Below are 22,159 nucleotides of genomic sequence, written 5' to 3'. Positions count from 1 at the left end.
CTTATATTTTTATAAAAAAAGTTAAGAATAAAAATACACCTATGACCATTGCAAAAGCATAGTGATAAATATAGCCTGATTGAATCACACGTATTTTTTCTGCAAGCTTGCTAATTGATTTAGCTGTTCCATTAACAAGCCATCCATCAATAATTTTGACATCCCCTATTTGCCAGAATTTGTTGCCTAAGAAGCGACTGCCGAATGCAAAAAACTTTTCATTAAATGAATCAAAACCATATTTGTTTTCTAATACGCGGTAAATCGTCTGTGTGCGGTTAAAAATAGTTTTGGGTAAATTTAAATTCACTTCATAACAGTAATAAGCTAAGGCAACGCCACTCAGTGTAAATAAGAAAGGCAGACTTATGATGCTATGCAATGCCATGCCAAAAGGCCCATGATAAATTTCGTGAAAGTGATGGCTTAGTAATTCCATCGTTGGATGCGCTTCAATATCCAGGAAAATGCTTTTTGAAAAAAAACTACCAAATAAAATTGGTTCGATTGTCATAAAGCCAATCACAACGGAAGGAATAGCAAGGAGTACTAAAGGTAAAGTGACGCTTAGAGGACTTTCGTGTGGATTGTCTTTTGGCGTTAAGCCATGATGGTGATCGTCATGATGTGTAAGTTTTTGAAGACGCCATTTCTCTTTGCCATGGAACACAAGGAAATAAAGTCTAAATGAATAAAAAGCTGTTACGAATACGCCAACCAATACGGAAAAGTAAGCAAAGTGACTTCCTGAAATGTCGGACAATTTGACAGCTTCGATCAAACTATCTTTTGAATAGAATCCTGAAAATAGCGGTGTGCCTATTAATGCTAAAGAGCCAATTAAAAAAGTTATCCAAGTAATAGGCATATATTTTTTTAAGTTACCCATGTTTTGAATATTTTGATCGTGATGCATCCCTATAATGACTGAACCAGCCCCTAGAAAAAGTAAGGCTTTAAAGAATGCGTGTGTCATTAAATGAAACATAGCCACCGAATAAGCTGAAGCTCCTAATGCCACTGTCATATAACCTAATTGCGAAAGTGTTGAATAAGCAATGACACGCTTAATATCATTTTGAATGATGCCCAATAAGCCCATAAACAAAGCCGTGATAGCACCAATAATCATAACGAATGAAAGTGCTGAATCAGAAAGCTCAAATAAAGGCGACGTCCGTGCGACCATAAAAATGCCAGCGGTCACCATCGTTGCAGCATGAATCAGCGCTGATATAGGTGTCGGACCTTCCATCGAATCTGGAAGCCACACATGAAGTGGCACTTGTGCGGACTTGCCCATAGCGCCAATAAATAACAAAATACATATGACGGTGACTACATTAACAGGCTGGCCAAAAAACTCCATTGTATGCGCCGCCATAATGCCTGTACTTTTAAATACAGTTGCGTAATCGAGAGAGCCTGTCCAATAGAGGATCAAAGCAATGCCTAAAATAAAACCAAAATCACCGACACGATTTACTAAAAAGGCTTTTAAGTTTGCATAGATTGCGGTGGGCCTCTCAAACCAGAATCCAATAAGAAGATAAGAAACCAGACCTACAGCCTCCCATCCAAAAAAGAGCTGCATAAAGTTATTGCTCATGACTAACATCAACATTGAAAAGGTAAACAAGGAGATGTAACTAAAAAATCTTCGGTAGCCTGGATCTCCTTTCATATAGCCCATCGTATAAATATGAACCATCAGTGATACAAAAGTCACGACCACCATCATCATGGCTGTCAAATTATCAATTAAGAACCCGACTTCAAATTGATAGTGGCCTGTGAGAAGCCATTGATAGATAGTTTGATTTAAAACTAAACCGCTTAAAGTCTGGTTTAAAGTGATGCATGAGAGCACAAATGCAAAGAAGACAGACGTGATCGTCATGCTCGAAGCAAAAACCTCTGGCAATTTTCGACCCAAAATACCCACGCAAAAAGATGCTATGAGGGGCAGTAAAGGAACGGCTAGATATGCATAGATAGAATTCAAATGATTACCCGTTTAGACGATTTAAATCGTCTACGTTGATAGAACGTGTATTTCTGAAAATTAAAACGATGATTGCTAAACCTATGGCAGATTCTGCGGCCGCCACCGTTAAAATAAAAAAAACAAAAATTTGACCCGCAATATCATTTAGATAATGTGAGAAAGCAATAAAATTAATATTCACTGCGAGCAACATAAGCTCAATCGACATAAGTAAAATAATGATATTCTTTCGATTAAGAAAAATACCTACGATACTGATTGTAAATAAAATCGCGGCTAGGATAAGATAATGCGATAAACCAATCATGTTCTCTCCCTCCTTTTAGGCTTTATATACTTTTCTTCCGACTTCATTTGAACTATTCGCACACGATCTTCACGTTTTACAGCTACCTGATCAGCAGGATTTGTCTTCTTACTATCTTTACGATCGCGAAGCGTCAAAGCTATCGCTGAAATAATTGCAATAAGCAATACAACAGAAGCTAACTCAAACGGAAGTACATAGTCTGAATACAGGGTATTCCCTATCATTTCCGTATTCGATGTATTAGAAATTGGTTCTGTCACAGGCAAAAGATTAAATTGTTTAGTTTTAAATACCATAACCATTTCAATCATCATAAGGACGCCAATAAATCCTGCCATCGGAAGATAATCCCAAAAGCCTTCTCTTAATTTATCAAGATTAATATCAAGCATCATGACCACAAAAAGAAATAAGACCATCACAGCCCCAACATAAACAAGCACTAACGCAATCGCTAAAAATTCAGCATGCAAAAGAAGCCAAATGCCTGCGGCATTAAAAAATGCTAGAACCAAGGAAAGTGCTGCAGTAACAGGATTTCTAGAAGTAATTACACTGAGTCCTGAAGCTATAAGCACAAAAGACAAAACGTAAAATACAAGACTCTTAAATTCAATCATAATTTATCGAAATCTCTCATCTTGAGCACGGTCTTCTGCAATTTGTTTTTCATATTTGTCGCCCACTGCAAGTAACATCTCTTTTGTATAAAGCAAATCGCCTCGTGATTCACCGTGATAATCAAGAATTCTTGTCTCCACAATCGAGTCTACTGGGCAAGATTCTTCACAGAATCCACAAAAGATACATTTAGTAAGATCAATGTCGTAACGTGTCGTACGTCTCGTTTTATCTTCGCGCTCTTCTGATTCAATAGTGATTGCCATGGCAGGGCATACTGCTTCACATAATTTACATGCAATACATCGCTCTTCTCCGTTTGCATAACGACGAAGTGCATGAAGACCTCTAAAGCGATTTGATTGAGGTGTTCTTTCTTCCGGGTATTGCACAGTAATCTTTCTTGCAAAGAAATAGCGGCCGGTAAGGAGCATGCCTTTCAGAAGCTCAATGAGCATCAAACTTGATAAGAATTGTTTGGTTTTTTTAATCATTTAGTGAAATAAATACCCCCATGAGGTTTGCATCATGCCTCCAATAAATACAATCCAAGCAATAGTGATTGGAATAAAGATTTTCCAACCCAGTCGCATGATCTGATCATATCGATAACGAGGAAATGTCGCTCTAAACCATAAGAAGAAAAATAATAAAAATGCAACTTTAACTAAAAGCCATAAGAAGCTATCTGGAATAAATGGAATGGGTGATAACCATCCACCTAAGAACATCAATGCTGCAAGCATCGATACTAAAATCATATTTGCATATTCTGCCAAGAAAAAAACTGCAAAGCCCATGCCTGAATACTCTACGTGAAATCCAGCCACAATTTCTGACTCACCCTCAGCCACATCAAAAGGCGCTCGATTTGTTTCTGCTACAGCACTTATAAAGTAGATGATAAATAAAGGAAATAAAGGCCAAATATACCAATGCCAAAATCCGCCCTCTTGTCCCATGACAATTTTTCCTAGATTTAAACTATTAGCACACATTAAAACGCCTACTAAAGCGAATCCCATTGCAATTTCATAAGACACAATCTGAGCTGCGGAACGTAAACTTCCTAGAAAAGCATATTTAGAATTTGAAGCCCAACCAGCAATAATCACTCCATACACGGCGATTGATGTCATGGCTAAGATATATAAAAGACTTGCATCAATATCTGCGATCACCAAATTGAGATCAAAAGGGATCACAGCCCAGGCTGCAAAAGCGGGCGCAATGGCCAAAATCGGTGCCAAGAAAAATAAAACTTTATTTGATGCTGTAGGAAGAATCATTTCCTTGAATAAAAGCTTTAATGCATCCGCAATAGGCTGAAGCAATCCAAAATAACCGACACGATTAGGTCCGATACGAACTTGCATGTATCCAATAACTTTTCTTTCGAAAAAAGTAAGGTAAGCCACAGATATCATTAAAGGCAAAACGACAGCTACAATTTTTAAGAGTATCCATAATGTTTTGGCAATGTCAGGCCACCAAACTCCAAATGTGGATGTTATCAAACCATCCATCTTAAGATGCGCCCTTTGAAATTACTTTTTTAACTGTGATATCGCCATAAATATCAGACAGATTGGCTGTTTCATCAATGCCACTTGGTATGTAAATAGATCCTTCCGGGATACTTATATCTTCAATGACTAAAAGATTTACCCATTGGTTACCTTGCATAACCTTAATTTTGTCATTCTCTTTAAGTCTTAACGTCTTCATCTCTAGTGGATTTAGCTTTGCAAATGCTTTTGATTTTCTAATTGCTGCTTGAAGTGAAGGCGCTCGTCTTACAATTGGATCTATAAGGTATTGATGCATTTCACCAATACGCGAAAATTGCTTAGGCTTAATGTTACGTATTTTGTAATCACTTACGATATCAATTTCATTAGAAAGCTCTTTTGAGATAAATTGATTTTTAAATTTAATGTGTGCCTCTTTGACATCCAAACTAGATTCATAATCAAAACCTTTTAAATCAAGATGATTAGCTAGCACTCTTAATACTTTCCAGGCAGGTCTCGATTGGCCTAAAGGCTGAGTTACCGCTGTGTAACTTTGAACTCGTCCTTCCATGTTAACGATCGTACCTGACGATTCTGTAAATGGTGAGATGGGCAGAAGCACATCCACATTTTTAAGGTATTCCGAATTGTATGAGGTCAATGCAACAGTAAAATCTGATGAAACAATGGCATTTTCTATTAGCTGAGCACTGGATCCATCTAATTGAGGCTCAATATTTAATAAAACATAAGCTTTCAATTTTTTCTCTAACATCGAACGTGCATTTAAGCCATCATCTTCAGGGAGAACATTAGCGGCATGAAGTCCGACACTATTTGCATAACTGGGTAAAACAGCGAAAGTAGCTTGAGATAATTTTGAAATTTCAAAAGCAAGTTTATAGATGGTTGAGAAGTCTGGATGTTCTTCTGCTACTTGGCCTAAAAGTAAAGATGTATTATTTTTTTTACCTGCTAAAACATTTTTCATTAAATGCTCGGCTATTGCGTCGCTTGTTTTATCTGTTTTAAATTTTTCAATATCAGCTTTAATAAATTTAATATCTTTTTTTAATACACCCTTTATTTCTGTCATCGATTTTAAAATTTTTGCAAGCGCATGAGGGAGTTTATGCGAGGCCTGAATCATTTTCTCAGACACAGTCATAAGAGGATCTGCATCTATTGAGTTGACTATAAAAAGATTGGCGCCATGATTCACGGCCTTACGAATTCTTGATGCTAAAAGTGGCTGTTCATTTCTTATATTGCTGCCAATTAAAAGGTATTGATCAAAGAGACCGATTGCATCAATGCGACTTCCTAACCAGGGAGAGTTTTGATGTTTTATTGAAAAGTCAGATTGACGCATACGATGATCAATATGAGGTGACTTTAATGTGCTACTTATTTTCTTGGCTAGTAACCCCTCTTCAATTGTACTTTGGGGCGATATTAAGACGCCTAATTCCTCAGGGCCGTGATGGTCTACGATATGTTTTAATTTTTCACTTACAAGTGCTAGAGCAGTTTCCCAATCTGACTCTTTCCATTGGCCCTTTTCTTTAATCATAGGAACTTGAAGGCGATCTTCACTATTCAAGCCTTCATATGAAAAACGATCGCGATCAGAAATCCAACATTCATTAATTGACTCATCTTCACGAGGCAGCACTCTAATCACTTTGTTCTGTTTAATATGCGCTTCAAGAGGTGAGCCGAGACTATCATGATGAGCAAAGGTTGGTCTTCTAATTAACTCCCATGTACGCGCTTTATATCTAAATGGTTTGCTTGTAAGTGCGCCTACTGGGCACAAGTCAATAATATTGCCAGAGAGTTCTGATTGAATGGAGCGATCCACGTAAGCGGTAATTTCAGAATGCTCGCCTCGGCCGACCATGCCTAGCTCCATCATACCGCCGACTTCTTGCAAAAATCTCACACATCGCGTGCATTGAATACATCGTGTCATATCTGTTGAAATGAGTGGGCCTATATTTTTATTAAATACCACACGTTTTTCTTCCTTATAACGCGTTTGACCGCCACCGAATGCAACAGCAGTATCTTGAAGCTCGCACTCACCGCCTTGATCGCAAATTGGGCAGTCTAGAGGATGATTAATAAGTAAGAATTCCATGACACTCTGCTGCGCATCGACAGCAATTTTAGATTTTGTTGAAACCTTCATTCCATCTGCAACCTGGGTAGCGCATGCGGGTAATGGTTTATTAAATTTTTCTACTTCCACTAAACACATACGGCAATTTGCTGCGATCGATAATTTTTTGTGATAGCAAAAACGAGGAATCGGAATGCCTGCTTTATCTGCAGCGGCAATGATCGTCGTATTTTTTTCTACTTTTATTTTCTTGCCATCAATTTCAATTGTGATTGTCATTTAGCTGTAATCATAGAATGACCATGTTCAATAAAGTACTCAAACTCAGGTCTAAAGTGTTTAATAAAACTTAATACAGGTGTCGCGGCTGCATCACCTAAAGCGCATATTGTTCTGCCAGAAATTTTTTTACTAACGTCTGTTAAAAGATCCAGGTCTTCCATGGTGCCTTTGCCATCCACAATTCTTTTGATGACTCGATAAACCCAACCTGTTCCTTCACGACAAGGTGTGCATTGACCACAAGACTCTTCATAAAAGAAATAAGAAAGACGCTTTAAAGCGGTGACCATACAAGTAGAGTCATCCATGATAATCACGGAGCCAGCTCCTAAACTCGACCCAATCTTTTGCAGTCCATCATAATCCATGGTTGCAGTTTCAATGAGTGCTGCTGGAACAAGCGCTGTAGAGGGTCCGCCAGGAATCACTGCTTTTAATTTTCTTCGATGCCAAATACCGCCAGCCATATTTAATAATTCACTAAAAGGTGTGCCCATTTTAATTTCATAATTACCTGGCTTTTCAACGTGGCCTGAAACAGAAAATAATTTAACACCGCCTGAGTTTTCAACGCCTAAATCTTGAAATGCCTGACCACCATGCTCTAAAATCCAGGGTACCGATGCAAATGTTTCAGTGTTATTCACATTAGTAGGTTTGCCATAAATACCATAAGTTGCTGGAAAAGGTGGCTTATATCGCGGCTGTCCCTTTTTACCTTCAATTGATTCAATGAGGGCTGTTTCTTCGCCACATATGTAAGCACCATATCCATGCACTGCATACAAATCAAAACTAAAAACTGAACCTAAAATATCTTCACCTAAAAATCCGTGGGCTCTTGCTTCGTCGAGTGCTTTTTCAAAAATCTCGTACTCACGCCAGATCTCACCATGAATATAGTTATAACCAGTGCGGGTGCCCATCACATAAGCAGCTATCAGCATGCCTTCGATAAGTTGATGTGGATTGTATCTAAGAATGTCACGATCTTTAAATGTGCCAGGCTCACCTTCATCTGAGTTACATACAAGATATTTAATCCCATCATAATCGCGAGACATAAAAGACCATTTAATAGCGGTTGGAAATCCTGCACCACCGCGACCTCTTAATCCTGAAGTTTTTAATTCAGCAAGAATTGCTTCGGGCTTTATCTTATTTTTAAGAATTTTTTTTAATTGCTCATAACCACCCACTTTTAAATAGGTGCTTATTGAACCTGGATCGTCATGAACCATAGTTCTTAGACAAACCAAATCTTGATTAGGAAAAATTTTATGGGACTTAATAGTGTCTATTTGCATTACCATTTATTTAAGGCTCGCTATAAGTTTGTCAATTTTTTCAGTAGTTAAATGTTCGTGCATGGTGTGATTGTTAATTAAGCATAAAGGTGCACCACTGCATGCTCCCATGCATTCTCCTTCTTTCAGTGAAAACTTTTTATCTTTAGTCAACTCACCAAAACTAATGCCCAATTTTTTTTCTAGGTGATGCACAATTTCATCAGAATTTCTTAACATGCATGAAATATTGGTACATATAGTGATTTGATACTTACCCTTTGATTCTAAATTGAACATATTATAAAAAGTTGCAACTTCCATCACTGCGATTTCTGGCATTTCAAGGTAATGAGCCACATCAGAAATATGTTCATGCGACAACCAACCATGTCTCGTTTGAACTATTCGTAATGCAGAGATGACTGCAGATCGTTTTTGGTTATCCGGAAATTTTTTTAACTCTTTATCAATTAATTTAATGTCGTCAGTGTGTATCATTTTTTACCGATCAATCTCACCAAACACAATATCTTGTGTGCCAATAATGGCAACCAAGTCAGATATCATATGACCACGTGTCATTTCATCTAATGCTGCCAAATGAGGAAACCCTGCGGCCCGTATTTTTAACCGATAAGGTTTATTTGCACCATCTGAAATTAAATAAATACCAAATTCACCCTTAGGGTGTTCGACTGCAGCGTATGCCTCACCTGCTGGGATATGAAAACCTTCTGTAAACAATTTAAAGTGATGAATCATAGCTTCCATATCTTCTTTCATAGCAGATCGAGTAGGAGGTGCTACTTTATGATTATCGCTAATTACAGGGCCTGGATTTTTTCTTAACCAGTCTATGCATTGCTTAATAATGTGATTAGATTGTCTAAATTCTTCTATACGAACGAGGTATCGGTCGTAACAATCTCCATTAACACCAACAGGAATATCAAAATCAAGCCGGTCGTATACTTCATAAGGTTGTTTTTTTCTTAAGTCCCATGCAATACCTGATCCCCTTAACATAGGCCCTGTCATACCAAGCGCTATTGCTCGGTCAGGATCCACAACACCAATACCAACAGTACGCTGTTTCCATATACGGTTATCTGTCAATAACGTTTCATACTCATCTACATATGTTGGAAAACGATTTGAAAAATCTTCAATAAAATCCAAAAGTGAACCGCTACGATTTTGATTTAAACCATCCAATTGTTTTTTGTTTTTCAAACTAGATTCAAATTGAGGCATGCGATCAGGGAGATCACGATAAACGCCGCCAGGGCGATAATATGCTGCATGCATTCTTGCACCTGATGCCGCTTCATAGCAATCGAAGAGATCTTCTCTTTCACGAAATGCATATAAGAAAACAGTCATAGCGCCTACATCAAGTGCATGTGCGCCTAACCATAATAAATGATTTAAGATGCGTGTAATTTCATCAAACATCACCCGGATATATTGCGCACGAAGAGGCACATCTATATTTAATAATTTTTCAATAGCCAAAACATAAGCATGCTCGTTCGCCATCATGGATACATAATCTAAACGATCCATATAAGGAACAGTTTGTAAGTACGTTCTATTCTCAGCTAACTTTTCTGTACCGCGGTGAAGTAACCCAATATGAGGATCTGCGCGTTGAATGACTTCGCCATCAAGCTCTAATACTAATCGCAACACGCCATGTGCTGCAGGGTGTTGGGGGCCAAAATTCATCGTATAATTTCGAATCTCAGCCATTATGGAAACCTTCTTCACGAATGATCCGTGGGACGTTATTTCTTTCTTCGATCGAAACAGGTTGGTAAATTACACGTTTTTGTACATCGTCATAACGCACTTCAACATTACCAATCATCGGAAAATCTTTTCGGAATGGATAACCTACGAATCCATAATCAGTGAGTATACGTCTTAGGTCGGGGTGGTCGGTAAACATAAAACCAAATAAATCGAAAGCTTCACGCTCATACCAATTAGCAGCTGGCCATAAATCTATAATCGATGGAAATAATGGAAAGTCTTCTTCTTTAGAAAAAGTTCTTACGCGAATCCGATGATTATGTTCTATCGACAAAAAATGATAAACAACGGCAAAGCGAGATTTAGTCCAAGTACCCTCACCATAATCTTTGTAATCCACACCGCAGAGATCAATGAGCTGAGCGAATTGGAATACTTTGTGTTGTCTTAAAGTTTTTAAAGTGGATAGAAGATCGTCAATCTTTACTTCAATTGTGAGTTCATTATGCTCAATGGATGCATGAGTTATTTCTTTACCAAAAATAGATTTTATTTCTTTATGTAAAGTTTCAACTGAGCTCATGGATTAACGTGCAATCGTATTGGTTCGTTTAATTTTATTTTGAAGCTGAATAATGCCAAACATAAGAGCCTCAGCTGTGGGTGGGCAACCAGGTACATAGACATCAACAGGAACAATGCGATCACAACCACGAACAACTGAATAAGAATAATGATAGTAACCACCGCCATTTGCACAAGAGCCCATCGAAATCACCCAGCGAGGCTCTGCCATCTGATCGTAAACTTTTCTTAGTGCAGGTGCCATTTTGTTCACTAATGTTCCTGCCACGATCATGACATCTGACTGCCTTGGACTTGGTCTAAATACAACACCGAATCGATCTAGATCATACCGAGCCGCACCCGCATGCATCATTTCAACAGCGCAACAAGCCAAGCCAAAAGTCATAGGCCATAAAGAGCCTGTTCGTGTGTAATTAATAAGGGTATCTAGATTTGTGGTGACAAATCCTTTTTCCATAACGCCTTCAATGCTCATTCGCTATTCCCAATCAAGGGCCCCTTTCTTCCATTCGTAAATAAATCCAACTACTAAAATAGCTAGAAAAACCATCATGGCAATAAATCCAAACATACCAATTTTTTGAATGACGACTGCCCAGGGGAAAAGAAATGTTATTTCAAGATCAAATAAAATAAAGAGAATGGCGACAAGATAATATCGCACATCAAATTTCATACGCGCATCTTCAAAAGCTTCAAAGCCACATTCGTAGGGGGAGTTTTTTTCGCTATCAGGTTTATTAGGTGAGAGAATGCTGCCGATGAGAAGAGGCCCTGCACCAACCGCAAGTCCTACGCATATGAACAATAAAATTGGAAAATAATTTTCCAGCACAGCGATTCCTTAAACAAATACCACATGATTTTCTTAATTTGGTGCCGTCGGAGAGACTCGAACTCTCACGACTTTCGTCACTACCCCCTCAAGATAGCGTGTCTACCAATTCCACCACGACGGCTTTATAGATTTAACAGTCTCTATTTTGGGATATTTTGAGCGCCACTTGATGAATTTGACTGAGCTTCGCTGCTTTTAGTTTCAGGAGATTTTTGCACTTCTGATGACTCAGTTTCTTTCACCACACTTCCGGTGCCTGATTTTTGACCTGCGATGAACGCCAAGGAAATGCTGGTCAGAAAAAAGACTAGAACAAATATTGCTGTTGTTCTACTTAAAAAATTTGATGAGCCACTTACGCCGAATAAACTACCTGATGATCCGCTTCCAAAAGCCGCACCCATATCCGCGCCCTTACCGTGTTGCATCAGCACCAAACCGATGACGCCTAGGCATGCAATCACATGAATAATTGTTACTAAATTTTCCATAATCCTATTTTCTTTGATTTATATTTCGGCTGAATGACAAATAGACTCAAAATCACTTGCATTTAAAGATGCTCGTCCTACGAGTCCGCCGTCTACGTCTGGCATAGAGAATAATTGTAACGCATTTTGAGGGTTTACGCTTCCTCCATAGATGATTTTGAGGCTCTTTATGACCTTAGTATTTGAGGATAATTTCTCACGAATAAATTGATGCATCGCTTGCGCTTGCTCAGGAGAGGCCGCTAAGTCAGAGCCAATAGCCCATATAGGCTCATAAGCAATTACGGTCTCATCAAAAATTTCTTCGCCATACATTTCAATAATCGTATCAAGCTGCTTAGATACTACTTTTTCCATGATGCCAGCTTCTCTCTCAATTAAAGTTTCACCCACACATAGAATCGGCGTCATACCTGCTTTTTTAACCATCATAAATTTGGTAGCAATATTTTCATCGGACTCGCAATAAGCCGTACTTCTCTCTGAGTGGCCGATAATCGCATAGCTTGCGCCAAATTCTTTGAGCATAGAAACACTCACTTCACCTGTAAAAGCGCCTGATTCATACTTAGCCACGTTCTGAGCGCCCCAAAAAATAGGTGAATGCTTTAGATAGGATTGTGTTTGAAACAAATAAGGATAAGGGGCACACACCACAATATCGACCGAAATTGCTTGAGGTATCTTTTCTACCAAGGCTTTAAGAAGTCTTTCATTAGACGCCAAAGAACCATTCATTTTCCAATTACCAACAACGATTTTACGTCTCATGACAGTCTCTTAAATAGTTTGTTGAATTTTACTTTGTTGGGGCAGGATGGGCAATTAAGGATGTCATCTTTAGGTCAACATCCTTAATTGAATTTGAATTTTTTTATTACCATTAAACTCATTAGAATCAACCTGATAGATCGCTTTTATCTTTCGAGGGAGATGCTCACTGTGATTAAAATAAATAGCTTCAAATACCTTGTTTTGTAATAAAAGATTTAACTTTAAATGTTTATCTGCAAGGATTCTTTGCTCAACAACTTCAAATTCACCTTCAAAAATAGGAAGAGGAAAACCTTGCCCCCAAACTTGCGAATTAATATGTTCTACATCTTCATAAGTCACTTCTGAAAAATTAAGCGCATCATCAACTTCAATAGTTAATTCGAGGTCGTCTGATGTAATTAAACCTCTGACTGTTTCTTCAAAGAAATGGACGAAGCGATCAAAATCCTTTTCTTTTATAGTGAGCCCAGCAGCCATGGCATGACCACCGAATGTGATAAGAATGCTTGGATCCTTTTTTGAAATAAGATCAAGTGCATCTCTTAAATGGAGTGATTGAATGGATCTCCCTGAGCCTTTGAGGATACCTTCTTCAGACTTAGCAAATACAATGACGGGACGATGATATTTATCTTTAATTCGAGAAGCAATAATTCCAATCACACCTTGATGCCACGTAGGGTCATAGAGCGCAATACTAAATTGAGCCTCACAATTCAGCTCATGCAATTGAATAGATGCGCCATCTTTCATTTCAGACTCAATCGATCTTCTTTTTAGATTTAAAGCTTCGAGTGATGATGCAATAAATCGAGCATCCTCATAACTATCAGACAAAAGACATTGAATACCTAAAGTCATATCATCCAATCTTCCTGCAGCATTAAGTCTTGGTGCAATACTAAAAGCGAGATCAGAAGTATGAAATTGCGATGGATTTTTTTTAGCTAATGCCATCAGTGCTCGAATACCAGGATTAGCCTGACCTGACCTGATTCTTCGAATACCATATTCAACTAAAGTACGATTATTACGATCTAAAGGCACTAAATCTGCAACCGTACCTAAAGCTACAAGGTCGATTAACTGCATTAGGTTAGGCTCTATATTATCTTTAAAATAATCTCGTTTTCTAAGTTCAGCTCTCAAGGCTAGCATCACATAAAAAATAACGCCTACGCCACATAAATATTTACTTGGAAAGTCACAACCATGCTGATTAGGATTCACAATACACTTAGCACTAGGTAATGTTTCTCCAGGAAGATGATGGTCTGTGACTAACACATCAATACCATATTGATTTGCTTGATTTACACCCTCTACACTGGCGATGCCGTTATCGACAGTAATAATAATTCTAGGATTTTTTTCTTTTGCTAAATCAACAATTTCAGGCGTCAAACCATAACCAAATTCAAATCGATTAGGAACCAAATAATCTACATCAGCGCCCATCATCTTAAGGGCCCTTACGCCGACAGCCGTTGAAGTTGCACCATCCGTATCATAATCACCAATGATAAGAATTTTATGTTTTTGTAAGATAGCGTCCGCTAAGATCGATGCCATTAACGTATTGTTGGTTAAAGCTTCCGGAGGAATAATTTTCTCAATTAAGAGTGTGGCGTCATCTATATGCTTAATACCGCGGGCTGAATAAAACTTTGCCAAATGACGATTAAGTCCTGAATTAACGAGGGCATTTAAAGCAGTATGGTCAATTTTTTTTGATTTAATGAACATTGAAATAGTTTTTTACTGTGTGAGTTTTTTTCCATACTTTAAATAGCTGTATGAATCGATTGTTAATATGCAAAAGCTGATCTTGGTAATTCAAATAAATATTCAAATTCTTTATTTTTCGTTTTTTAAAATTGTTCCATATCACTTCTAAAATGTGATCTATTTCCTCATCATCTTCAAAAGCAATTAATGTATCTTGATTGACATCATCTTGATGAAACTTATCTAAAGATTGAAGAGATGTATTTGTATCAATCGATAGTACTTTCTTTAAAAATTCAGTATTGGAAAAAATAGTTGTATATGAATTTTTAATCACTTGAGGTATGACACCACCATCTGAAAACCAAATACTATTAGATGGGAGAAGTTCTCGACGAAGCCTATCTTGATTTATAGGATGATCAAAAAGAAACATTTGAATTTCATTCATAAATGCATGCCATGTCATAGCTTCATTACCCTGCGGCATAAATAATTCAATTGACTGACGCTTGATATGTACAATCGATGTCGTTTTAATATGAGGCTGTTTTTTTAACTCAAGAAATAACTGCCCTTGATCATTGTAAACAAATGCACGAGCGTCATCCTTAAATGTTTCATTAAGGGCCTCGCATAAACTTTCGATTTCTTTTTGAGTAAAATTACCTGTTAATTTTTTTTCCAAAAAAAATGTATCTCTTTGAAGACTTAAATACACAGGGTCTGCATAAAGATAATAAAGTGTTTGATTTTTCTGATAATCGATCGAAGCTAATGGATAATCTGGATTAGGCTCGATACCCAATAAATGGCATAAAAATTCTTCGTAGGAAAAATTTAAAGACCCCACATCTCCTATCGTTAAAAACCGATCAAGTATTGGATGATCACGCTCAAGAGAAGCTTTGCAAAGAAGTGTTGTATTCAAACTACAAGGAAATAATAAAATGTGGTGCCCGGGGCCGGAATCGAACCGGCACGCCCTTGCGAGCGAGAGATTTTAAGTCTCTTGTGTCTACCAATTTCACCACCCGGGCCTTTTGAAATGAAACTAAGAGCGAATTTTATCACTAAATTATTCTCAAATAGGCTTAACTACTAATAAGTGGAGGCGCGAGCCAGAATCGAACTGGCGTCTACGGCTTTGCAGGCCGCTGCATAACCATTTTGCTATCGCGCCACATCAATATCTCCAAAATTAAAAAGGGGAAGACGATGCTTCCCCGATTTTAATTTGGAGCGGGAAACGAGTCTCGAACTCGCGACCTCAACCTTGGCAAGGTTGCGCTCTACCAACTGAGCTATTCCCGCGTAAAGAAGCGAGTATTTTAGCGTTTTTTGAGCTAGTGTCAATTTAAAGTCTCGCCCAAACCTTGAGGCTTACCTTATTTTAATGCTCTTTCTCAAGGTAGGCCATGCCATGCGGATGTAATAACCCATCGAAATTACAGTAAGCAGTGCGGCTATATTAATCAATATATTACCTATCCACTTTACATTGATAAACCATAGATTGTCCCAGTAAAGGAGCATTAAAATAGCAATCATTTGGATCGTAGTTTTAAGCTTACCTACAAACATCACTGCCATACCACCTGGCTTGCCAATTGTTGCCATCCACTCGCGTAAAGAACTAATGGATAGCTCGCGACCAATGATCACTAAAGAGATAATCGCATTGACCCGATCAAGCTCTACCAACACAAGAAGGGCAGCCACTACCATCAATTTGTCTGCTACGGGATCAAAAAAAGCACCGAATTTAGAGACTTGATTTAAATACCGCGCAAAAAATCCATCTAACCAGTCTGTGATTGCCGCAAATAAGAAAATGCCAGCACCTATCCAATTCATTAAAGGCTGACCAATTAAAGTATGAGGTAGGTAATAAATACCTACAAAACAAGGAATCAAAAACACCCTGAAAAAAGTAAGTGCATTAGGAACATTAATTTTCATATGTATTTATTTTTCAATGAAAGTAGTCGTAAATTTTTTCAGCTAATTTCTTATTAATACCATCAACCATGATAATTTCTTCAATACTAGCATTTTTAATACGCTCTATACCGCCAAAATAGACGAGTAGATTTTTTCTCTTTTGTGCACCAATACCCTCAATATCCTCTAGAGATGAAGTAATTCTTTTTTTAGCACGCTTCGCTCTGTGGCCTGAAATAGCAAAACGATGCGCTTCGTCTCTTATTTGCTGGATTAGATGAAATCCAACATTGTCTTTTTTCACAATGATGGGATCAGTTTTACCTTCTAAAAAAAGTTGTTCCAATCCTGGCTTTCTCCCCTCACCTTTAGCAATACCCACAAGCATAATATCGCTCAAGCCTAATTCTTGAATCACCTCAATGGCTATATTGAGCTGGCCCTTACCCCCATCAATAAAAATAAGATCAGGCTTCACACCTTCACCTGTTGCAATTTTTTTGTAGCGACGCATTAATACTTCTCGCATGGCGGCATAATCATCGCCTGGCGTAATATCTTCAATATTAAAACGTCTATATTCTTTATTTTGAAGATTGCCTTTATCAAACACAACGCAAGAGGCTACCGTGCCCTCACCCATGGTATGGCTAATATCAAAACATTCGATTCTGGAAAATGAGTCCGATAGATTGAAAATTGCTTTCAATGCTTCCACCCTATTTTCCTGGCTTTCTGATTGCATCAGTTTTTGTTTTAAAGCAATCTGCGCATTCTTTTGCGCCATAGTAAGCCATACACGTTTATCACCGATTGCTTTATTAATCACCTTCACTTCGATGTCGTAATTTAATTTAAAAAATTCAGACATAAGCGATTGATTCACATGTTCTTGGGTCACGATTAATTTAGGTATAGTTTGATTTGTATAGTATTGAGCAATAAAGGTTTCAATCACATCTTGAGTTTCAACATCCGTGGCGTTTTTTGGAAAGAAACTTTTGTCACCTAAATGTCTGCCTGCACGAATCATAACTAAGTTCAGGCAATATTCACCTGCTTCTTCAACACAAGCAATAATGTCAGCATCGCTGGCACTAAAGTCACTGACAAATTGTTTTGTTCTAACTTGTCTTAAACTTTGAATACGATCGCGATATAAAGCTGCATGTTCATATGCGTGTGAAGTAGCTGCTTCATTCATTTGGTTTGTAAGTTGGCTTATAACTTCACTGTCCTTACCTTCTAGAAAAAGTGATGCATGTTTAATATCATTTTTATACTCATCCTCTCGAATAAGATCGACACATGGTGCAGTGCAGCGATGAATCTGATATTGAAGACATGGTCTTGATCTATTTTTGAATACTGAGTTTTCGCATGTTCTTAATTTAAAAACTTTTTGTAAGAGCTGAATGCTCTCTCTTACTGCATTTGTATTCGGGAAGGGTCCAAAATATTGGTTTCCTTTTTTCTGAGCGCCTCGATGAAAAGCTAAACGCGGATATTTTTCACCAGTGAGAACAATGTATGGGTAAGACTTATCATCTCTAAAAATAACGTTATAACGCGGCATGTGAGACTTAATCATATTATTTTCTAAGATCAAAGCCTCAGTTTCCGAATGCGTCACTGTGATTTCAATATGGTCAATGTGACCCACCATCATTTTTGTTCTAGGACTTACAATCGTTTTAACAAAGTAAGATGAAACCCTCTTCTTTAGGTCTTTGGCTTTCCCGACATAAATGACTTCCCCAGCCTGATTAATCATTCGATATACACCAGGTAAATTAGGGAGTGTTTTTAAAAAAGGTTTAATGTCCATATAACTAGCCTAACAAACTACCCCCTACTGACCAATCCTCACCTTTAACTTCATCAAATACAATGTAGGTATACGACGCTGGTTTATGAGCTACTTTTTCCATAAGCGCTGTGATTTCTTTTGCGATAGTTTCTTTTTGATCGCGGTTTAAGGTTCCTGCTAATTTAATATTAATGTAAGGCATTTTTAATTCTCCATTTCTTTTTTGATTGATTGAAAAACACTAAAAAACATTTCTTCGGTAAGTCTTTTTGTTTGTGTATTGTATCGACTGCAATGATAACTATCATACAAAACTAACTGATTAGGTAAATCATGACGAGCGCCATGTGAAAACACATAATCAGATTTTTTCAATTGAAAGGCCGATAAGACAGATTGATGCGCAATACTTCCTAAAGCTAATACTAATGTGCGAGGCTGAAGTAAATCTAATTCCGACTTTAAATAGTGATTACATTGTTTTATTTCTTTAGGTTCGGGTTTATTTTGTGGAGGCAAACATTTAACAGCATTTGTAATCCTACAATGAATGAGCTTTAATGAATCATCAGCTGCGATTGACTCTTGTTGGTTCGAAAATCCAAAGTGAAACAAGGCTTTATATAAAAGAATCCCTGCGAAATCGCCAGTAAAGGGCCTGCCTGTTCTGTTTGCTCCGTGCATACCGGGGGCTAAACCTACAATCAATAAACGAATCGATGTATCGCCAAAAGGCGGTACAGGCTTACAAAAATAATTAGGCTGCTCTAATTTAACTTGATCTAGAAATGTAGCAAGTCGAGGGCATTCTCTGCAGTCTTCTTTATATTGTGTCATTATTTTATATCGTGAGAATTCACGTATTTTATTTATAAACTCTATAATAGCCCATGTTCATCATGTCCTCTATCCATGCTTAGTTATCGACACGGCTTTCACGCAGGTAATCATGCAGATGTGTTAAAACATATTGTGCTTACACTGATCTTAGATTACCTCAAACAAAAAAATAAACCTTATTGGTTTATTGATACGCACGCAGGGGCGGGAAAGTATTCGCTTGAAAGTGAGTTCTCTAATAAAACATCTGAACATCTAGATGGTATTAAAAAAATCTTTCATGACGAAAAAAAACCATTAGCTTTAGCAAAATATACTGAAGTTATCCGAAAGCTCAATGGTGGTGATCAGTTGAAACAATACCCTGGCTCCCCTTGGATCGCGAGTCAAATGCTATCTCATGAAGACAGAATTAGGCTCTTTGAATTACACCCTACCGACTTAACTTCGCTTCTTCATACTTTAGGTAAAAAGCCAAATACTAAAATCTATGGTGAAGATGGCTTTAATGGATTAAAAACTCTTATTCCGCCACCCCCAAAAAGAGGACTTGTTTTAACCGACCCCTCTTACGAAATTAAAAACGATTACCTTAAAGTGGTGGAATCCTTAAAAGACAGTTTAAAACGTTTTGAAACGGGTATCTATATGGTTTGGTGCCCTTTGATTGATCGAACGGAACCCTTAACCATGCTCAAACAACTTCACAAATTGAACGTCAGAGAATGGCTTTATGTAAGCCTTTCGATTGCTAAACCGAGTGATGAAATTGGGATGTTCGGCAGCTATCTTTTTATCATTAATCCGCCATGGAAACTCAAAGAACAATTACAAGAAATCATGCCGTATTTAAGCCAGCAATTAGGCCTTAACGGCCACGGTTCTTATGAAATTGATGCAAAAACGAGTTAAAATAACACTATATATCTCATAGGATTTTTACATGCAATTATCAACGCTGAATGCCCTGTCTCCCTTAGATGGCAGATACGCTAAAAAAGTCGATAATCTGCGCCAGTACTTTAGTGAGTTTGCTCTCATTAAATTCCGTGTTGAAGTTGAAATTAAATGGCTCATTTCATTGTCTGATGAAAAAGCCATTAAAGAAGTTACAGCTCTAAGCGCATCCACAAGAGAATCAATGCAAAAAACTATTCAATCCTTTAGCGAAGCTGATGCCGCTGAAATTAAAAAAATTGAAGAGACAACAAATCACGATGTAAAAGCAGTTGAATATTGGTTAAAAAATAAATTTAAAGACAATCAAGAAATTAAAAGCATTTCAGAATTTATTCATTTTGCATGCACCTCTGAAGACATTAATAATCTATCCCATGCCCTCATGATTAAACATGCCAAGGAAACTGTTTTAACACCCAGCGTTGAAAACATCATTAAAAAATTAAAAGATATAGCACATGATTTAAGTGATCACGCTATGTTAGCTAGAACCCATGGTCAAGCTGCGAGCCCAACGACGATGGGTAAAGAAATGGCTAATGTCGCTTATAGGCTGCAAAGACAAATGGATCAATTTAAAGCACAAGAGATTCTAGGCAAAATAAATGGTGCTGTAGGTAATTTCAATGCACATATCGCAACTTATCCCACATTCAATTGGCAGGCATTTTCAAAAACATTTGTAGAGTCATTTGGTCTTACTTTCAATCCTTATACAACACAGATTGAACCTCATGATTACATGGCAGAGCTCTTTCAAAATATGATAAGAATGAATACGATTCTGATCGATCTCAATCGAGACATTTGGGGTTATATATCACTTGGTTATTTCAAACAAAAATTAAAAGAAAATGAAGTAGGCTCATCTACCATGCCTCATAAAGTGAATCCTATTGATTTTGAAAATTCAGAAGGTAATCTTGGTATTGCAAATGCATTGTTAGCCCACTTTTCAGAAAAGCTTCCTATCTCAAGATGGCAAAGAGACTTGACTGACTCTACTGTCATTCGAAATATTGGTCTAGGTTTTGGTTATACAATCCTTGCTATTGACTCTTGTCTTAAAGGTCTTAATAAATTAGAAATTAATGCAAAAAAATTATCTGATGATTTAGATCACGCTTGGGAAGTGTTAGCAGAACCCATTCAAACTGTTATGAGAAGGTATGGCATTGAAAATCCATATGAAAAACTTAAAGAGTTAACGCGCGGCAAAGATCATATAACTAAAGAAGTCATTCAAACTTTCATTCAGCAACTTGAAATTCCTCAAGAAGCCAAAGATGGATTGCTTCGATTAACACCGGCAAGTTATGTCGGTGACGCTTCTCAGTTGGCAAAAAAAATCTAATGAAAGAAGTTTTAGTTCTTTACTACTCTCACGGGGGTGCAGTTGGAGAAATGGCCACATTTATTGCGAGAGGTATTGAATCCATTCCTGGTGTTAAAGCTAGAATTCGAACAGTGCCTAAAGTGACATCCACCATTCAGGCTCTGGAAGATAGTATCCCAAGCGAAGGCCCTCCTTATGTTGACCACAAAGATCTGGAAGAATGTATAGGTCTAGCCATGGGAAGTCCTACGAGATTTGGTAATATGGCAGCGCCTCTTAAATATTTCATCGATAGCACTATATCTTTATGGTTAAGTGGAAACCTTATTGGGAAACCTGCTTGCGTATTTACTTCTTCAGGTTCTCTTCATGGCGGTAATGAATCAACACTTCTTAGCATGCAACTTCCACTTCTTCATTTAGGCATGGTGATTATGGGTGTGCCTTACTCAGTTCCAGAATTAAGTAGCACCAAAACAGGGGGCACGCCTTATGGACCTTCTCATGTGGCTGGTGAATCTAATAAAGCACCCATATCTGAGGATGAGAAAAAAATATGTCTTGCTATGGGTAAGCGACTAGCTGAAACCGCGCTTAAACTTTCAGCATGAAAAATTATCTCCAATTAGGAGCTTCCGTTAGTCTTATCTGTCTTATTTTTCTTTTGTGCTCTTGGGAGTTATTTTTGGCACCCTTTAAAAGCCAGAGCTCATGGCTGGTGCTTAAAATCGTCCCTCTTCTCATTTCAATGATGGGTATTCTTAAAGGAAAAATTTATACTTATAAATGGTCTGGCTTACTCATATTCATTTATTTTATTGAAGGTGTTGTAAGAGCCTATTCCGATCTCGGTCTATCATCTAAAATAGCACTCCTTGAAGTTTTTTTAAGTGTTGTATTTTTTCTATGTGTAACATTTTATCTGAAAGTCAGTCGTCCGTAA

At 37.6% G+C, this 22,159-nt stretch carries 24 protein-coding genes and 4 tRNA genes; 4 read left to right on the top strand and 24 right to left on the bottom strand.

Translation table 11 applies throughout. From position 1 onward, the window contains the following. Nucleotide 1 precedes the first annotated feature (1 nt). The 24 genes from nuoL to FIT63_RS02200 form a co-directional block, all read right to left on the bottom strand. Nucleotides 2–2,005, bottom strand: a complete 2,004-nt coding sequence (gene nuoL, locus FIT63_RS02315) for an NADH-quinone oxidoreductase subunit L (protein WP_140006385.1) — start codon at nucleotides 2,003–2,005, stop codon at nucleotides 2–4. 4 nt (nucleotides 2,006–2,009) lie between these two features. Then, nucleotides 2,010–2,315: an NADH-quinone oxidoreductase subunit NuoK gene (gene nuoK, locus FIT63_RS02310; RefSeq protein WP_140006384.1), complete on the bottom strand. Its 306-nt coding sequence runs from the start codon at nucleotides 2,313–2,315 to the stop codon at nucleotides 2,010–2,012. Then, nucleotides 2,312–2,938, bottom strand: a complete 627-nt coding sequence (locus FIT63_RS02305) for an NADH-quinone oxidoreductase subunit J (RefSeq protein WP_140006383.1) — start codon at nucleotides 2,936–2,938, stop codon at nucleotides 2,312–2,314. The genes nuoK and FIT63_RS02305 overlap by 4 nt, the downstream gene beginning before the upstream one ends. A gap of 3 nt (nucleotides 2,939–2,941) precedes the next feature. Then, nucleotides 2,942–3,433 (bottom strand): NADH-quinone oxidoreductase subunit NuoI, encoded by a 492-nt coding sequence (nuoI, locus tag FIT63_RS02300; protein WP_140006382.1) that lies wholly within the window; start codon nucleotides 3,431–3,433, stop codon nucleotides 2,942–2,944. Continuing rightward, on the bottom strand, nucleotides 3,434–4,465 hold the full coding sequence (gene nuoH / locus FIT63_RS02295; RefSeq protein ID WP_140006381.1) for an NADH-quinone oxidoreductase subunit NuoH: 1,032 nt from the start codon (nucleotides 4,463–4,465) through the stop codon (nucleotides 3,434–3,436). Between the two features lies 1 nt (nucleotide 4,466). After that, on the bottom strand, nucleotides 4,467–6,857 hold the full coding sequence (nuoG, locus tag FIT63_RS02290; protein WP_140006380.1) for an NADH-quinone oxidoreductase subunit NuoG: 2,391 nt from the start codon (nucleotides 6,855–6,857) through the stop codon (nucleotides 4,467–4,469). Continuing rightward, nucleotides 6,854–8,167 carry an NADH-quinone oxidoreductase subunit NuoF gene (nuoF, locus tag FIT63_RS02285; RefSeq protein WP_140006379.1) on the bottom strand — a complete coding sequence of 438 codons (1,314 nt, stop codon included), beginning with the start codon at nucleotides 8,165–8,167 and terminating at the stop codon, nucleotides 6,854–6,856. The genes nuoG and nuoF overlap by 4 nt, the downstream gene beginning before the upstream one ends. A 6-nt stretch (nucleotides 8,168–8,173) precedes the next feature. Continuing rightward, nucleotides 8,174–8,647, bottom strand: coding sequence for an NADH-quinone oxidoreductase subunit NuoE (gene nuoE, locus FIT63_RS02280; RefSeq protein ID WP_140006378.1), 474 nt, complete (start codon nucleotides 8,645–8,647; stop codon nucleotides 8,174–8,176). Nucleotides 8,648–8,650: 3 nt separating this feature from the next. Continuing rightward, nucleotides 8,651–9,901, bottom strand: coding sequence for an NADH-quinone oxidoreductase subunit D (locus tag FIT63_RS02275; protein WP_140006377.1), 1,251 nt, complete (start codon nucleotides 9,899–9,901; stop codon nucleotides 8,651–8,653). Then, nucleotides 9,894–10,487 carry an NADH-quinone oxidoreductase subunit C gene (locus tag FIT63_RS02270; RefSeq protein ID WP_140006376.1) on the bottom strand — a complete coding sequence of 198 codons (594 nt, stop codon included), beginning with the start codon at nucleotides 10,485–10,487 and terminating at the stop codon, nucleotides 9,894–9,896. Before FIT63_RS02270 ends, FIT63_RS02275 begins: the two co-directional genes overlap by 8 nt. Nucleotides 10,488–10,490: 3 nt before the next feature. Continuing rightward, a complete protein-coding gene (locus FIT63_RS02265) occupies nucleotides 10,491–10,967 on the bottom strand; it encodes a NuoB/complex I 20 kDa subunit family protein (protein ID WP_046487509.1) in 477 nt (158 codons plus the stop codon). 3 nt (nucleotides 10,968–10,970) lie between these two features. Next, nucleotides 10,971–11,327, bottom strand: a complete 357-nt coding sequence (locus FIT63_RS02260) for an NADH-quinone oxidoreductase subunit A (RefSeq protein ID WP_140006375.1) — start codon at nucleotides 11,325–11,327, stop codon at nucleotides 10,971–10,973. Between the two features lie 39 nt (nucleotides 11,328–11,366). After that, nucleotides 11,367–11,451, bottom strand: a tRNA-Leu gene (locus FIT63_RS02255). A gap of 19 nt (nucleotides 11,452–11,470) precedes the next feature. Then, nucleotides 11,471–11,821 (bottom strand): preprotein translocase subunit SecG, encoded by a 351-nt coding sequence (gene secG, locus FIT63_RS02250; RefSeq protein ID WP_140006374.1) that lies wholly within the window; start codon nucleotides 11,819–11,821, stop codon nucleotides 11,471–11,473. 18 nt (nucleotides 11,822–11,839) lie between these two features. Further along, entirely contained in the window at nucleotides 11,840–12,592 is a 753-nt protein-coding gene (tpiA, locus tag FIT63_RS02245) for a triose-phosphate isomerase (protein ID WP_140006373.1), read from the bottom strand. Nucleotides 12,593–12,661: 69 nt separating this feature from the next. After that, complete coding sequence (recJ, locus tag FIT63_RS02240) at nucleotides 12,662–14,344, bottom strand: single-stranded-DNA-specific exonuclease RecJ (protein ID WP_140006372.1); 1,683 nt, start codon at nucleotides 14,342–14,344, stop codon at nucleotides 12,662–12,664. Further along, nucleotides 14,334–15,257: a hypothetical protein gene (locus FIT63_RS02235; RefSeq protein ID WP_189342325.1), complete on the bottom strand. Its 924-nt coding sequence runs from the start codon at nucleotides 15,255–15,257 to the stop codon at nucleotides 14,334–14,336. The genes recJ and FIT63_RS02235 overlap by 11 nt, the downstream gene beginning before the upstream one ends. 22 nt (nucleotides 15,258–15,279) lie before the next feature. Then, a tRNA-Leu gene (locus FIT63_RS02230) sits at nucleotides 15,280–15,366 on the bottom strand. A gap of 69 nt (nucleotides 15,367–15,435) precedes the next feature. Next, nucleotides 15,436–15,509: transfer RNA gene (locus FIT63_RS02225), tRNA-Cys, on the bottom strand. A 55-nt stretch (nucleotides 15,510–15,564) separates the two neighbouring features. Beyond that, nucleotides 15,565–15,640 (bottom strand) — tRNA-Gly (locus FIT63_RS02220). A 69-nt stretch (nucleotides 15,641–15,709) separates the two neighbouring features. Next, complete coding sequence (gene pgsA, locus FIT63_RS02215) at nucleotides 15,710–16,288, bottom strand: CDP-diacylglycerol--glycerol-3-phosphate 3-phosphatidyltransferase (protein WP_046487497.1); 579 nt, start codon at nucleotides 16,286–16,288, stop codon at nucleotides 15,710–15,712. 13 nt (nucleotides 16,289–16,301) lie between these two features. Then, entirely contained in the window at nucleotides 16,302–18,098 is a 1,797-nt protein-coding gene (gene uvrC, locus FIT63_RS02210; protein WP_140006370.1) for an excinuclease ABC subunit UvrC, read from the bottom strand. Nucleotides 18,099–18,102: 4 nt separating this feature from the next. Continuing rightward, a complete protein-coding gene (locus tag FIT63_RS02205; RefSeq protein WP_140005088.1) occupies nucleotides 18,103–18,282 on the bottom strand; it encodes a tautomerase family protein in 180 nt (59 codons plus the stop codon). Nucleotides 18,283–18,284: 2 nt separating this feature from the next. Further along, nucleotides 18,285–18,917, bottom strand: a complete 633-nt coding sequence (locus tag FIT63_RS02200) for a uracil-DNA glycosylase (RefSeq protein WP_046487492.1) — start codon at nucleotides 18,915–18,917, stop codon at nucleotides 18,285–18,287. A gap of 75 nt (nucleotides 18,918–18,992) precedes the next feature. Here FIT63_RS02200 and FIT63_RS02195 point away from each other — a divergent pair, with 75 nt between their 5' ends. The 4 genes from FIT63_RS02195 to FIT63_RS02180 are packed head-to-tail and all read left to right on the top strand — an operon-like array spanning nucleotide 18,993 to nucleotide 22,159. After that, nucleotides 18,993–19,832 carry a 23S rRNA (adenine(2030)-N(6))-methyltransferase RlmJ gene (locus FIT63_RS02195; RefSeq protein ID WP_140006369.1) on the top strand — a complete coding sequence of 280 codons (840 nt, stop codon included), beginning with the start codon at nucleotides 18,993–18,995 and terminating at the stop codon, nucleotides 19,830–19,832. Nucleotides 19,833–19,863: 31 nt separating this feature from the next. Further along, a complete protein-coding gene (purB, locus tag FIT63_RS02190; RefSeq protein ID WP_140006368.1) occupies nucleotides 19,864–21,234 on the top strand; it encodes an adenylosuccinate lyase in 1,371 nt (456 codons plus the stop codon). Then, entirely contained in the window at nucleotides 21,234–21,827 is a 594-nt protein-coding gene (gene wrbA / locus FIT63_RS02185) for an NAD(P)H:quinone oxidoreductase (RefSeq protein ID WP_046487484.1), read from the top strand. Before purB ends, wrbA begins: the two co-directional genes overlap by 1 nt. Next, nucleotides 21,824–22,159 carry a DUF2069 domain-containing protein gene (locus FIT63_RS02180; protein WP_140006367.1) on the top strand — a complete coding sequence of 112 codons (336 nt, stop codon included), beginning with the start codon at nucleotides 21,824–21,826 and terminating at the stop codon, nucleotides 22,157–22,159. Before wrbA ends, FIT63_RS02180 begins: the two co-directional genes overlap by 4 nt.

It is taken from the genome of Candidatus Methylopumilus planktonicus, from assembly GCF_006364715.1.
GTDB lineage: Bacteria > Pseudomonadota > Gammaproteobacteria > Burkholderiales > Methylophilaceae > Methylopumilus > Methylopumilus planktonicus_A.
The sequence above is the reverse complement of the archived record's forward strand: the minus strand, read 5'-3'. Positions and strand labels throughout refer to the sequence as shown.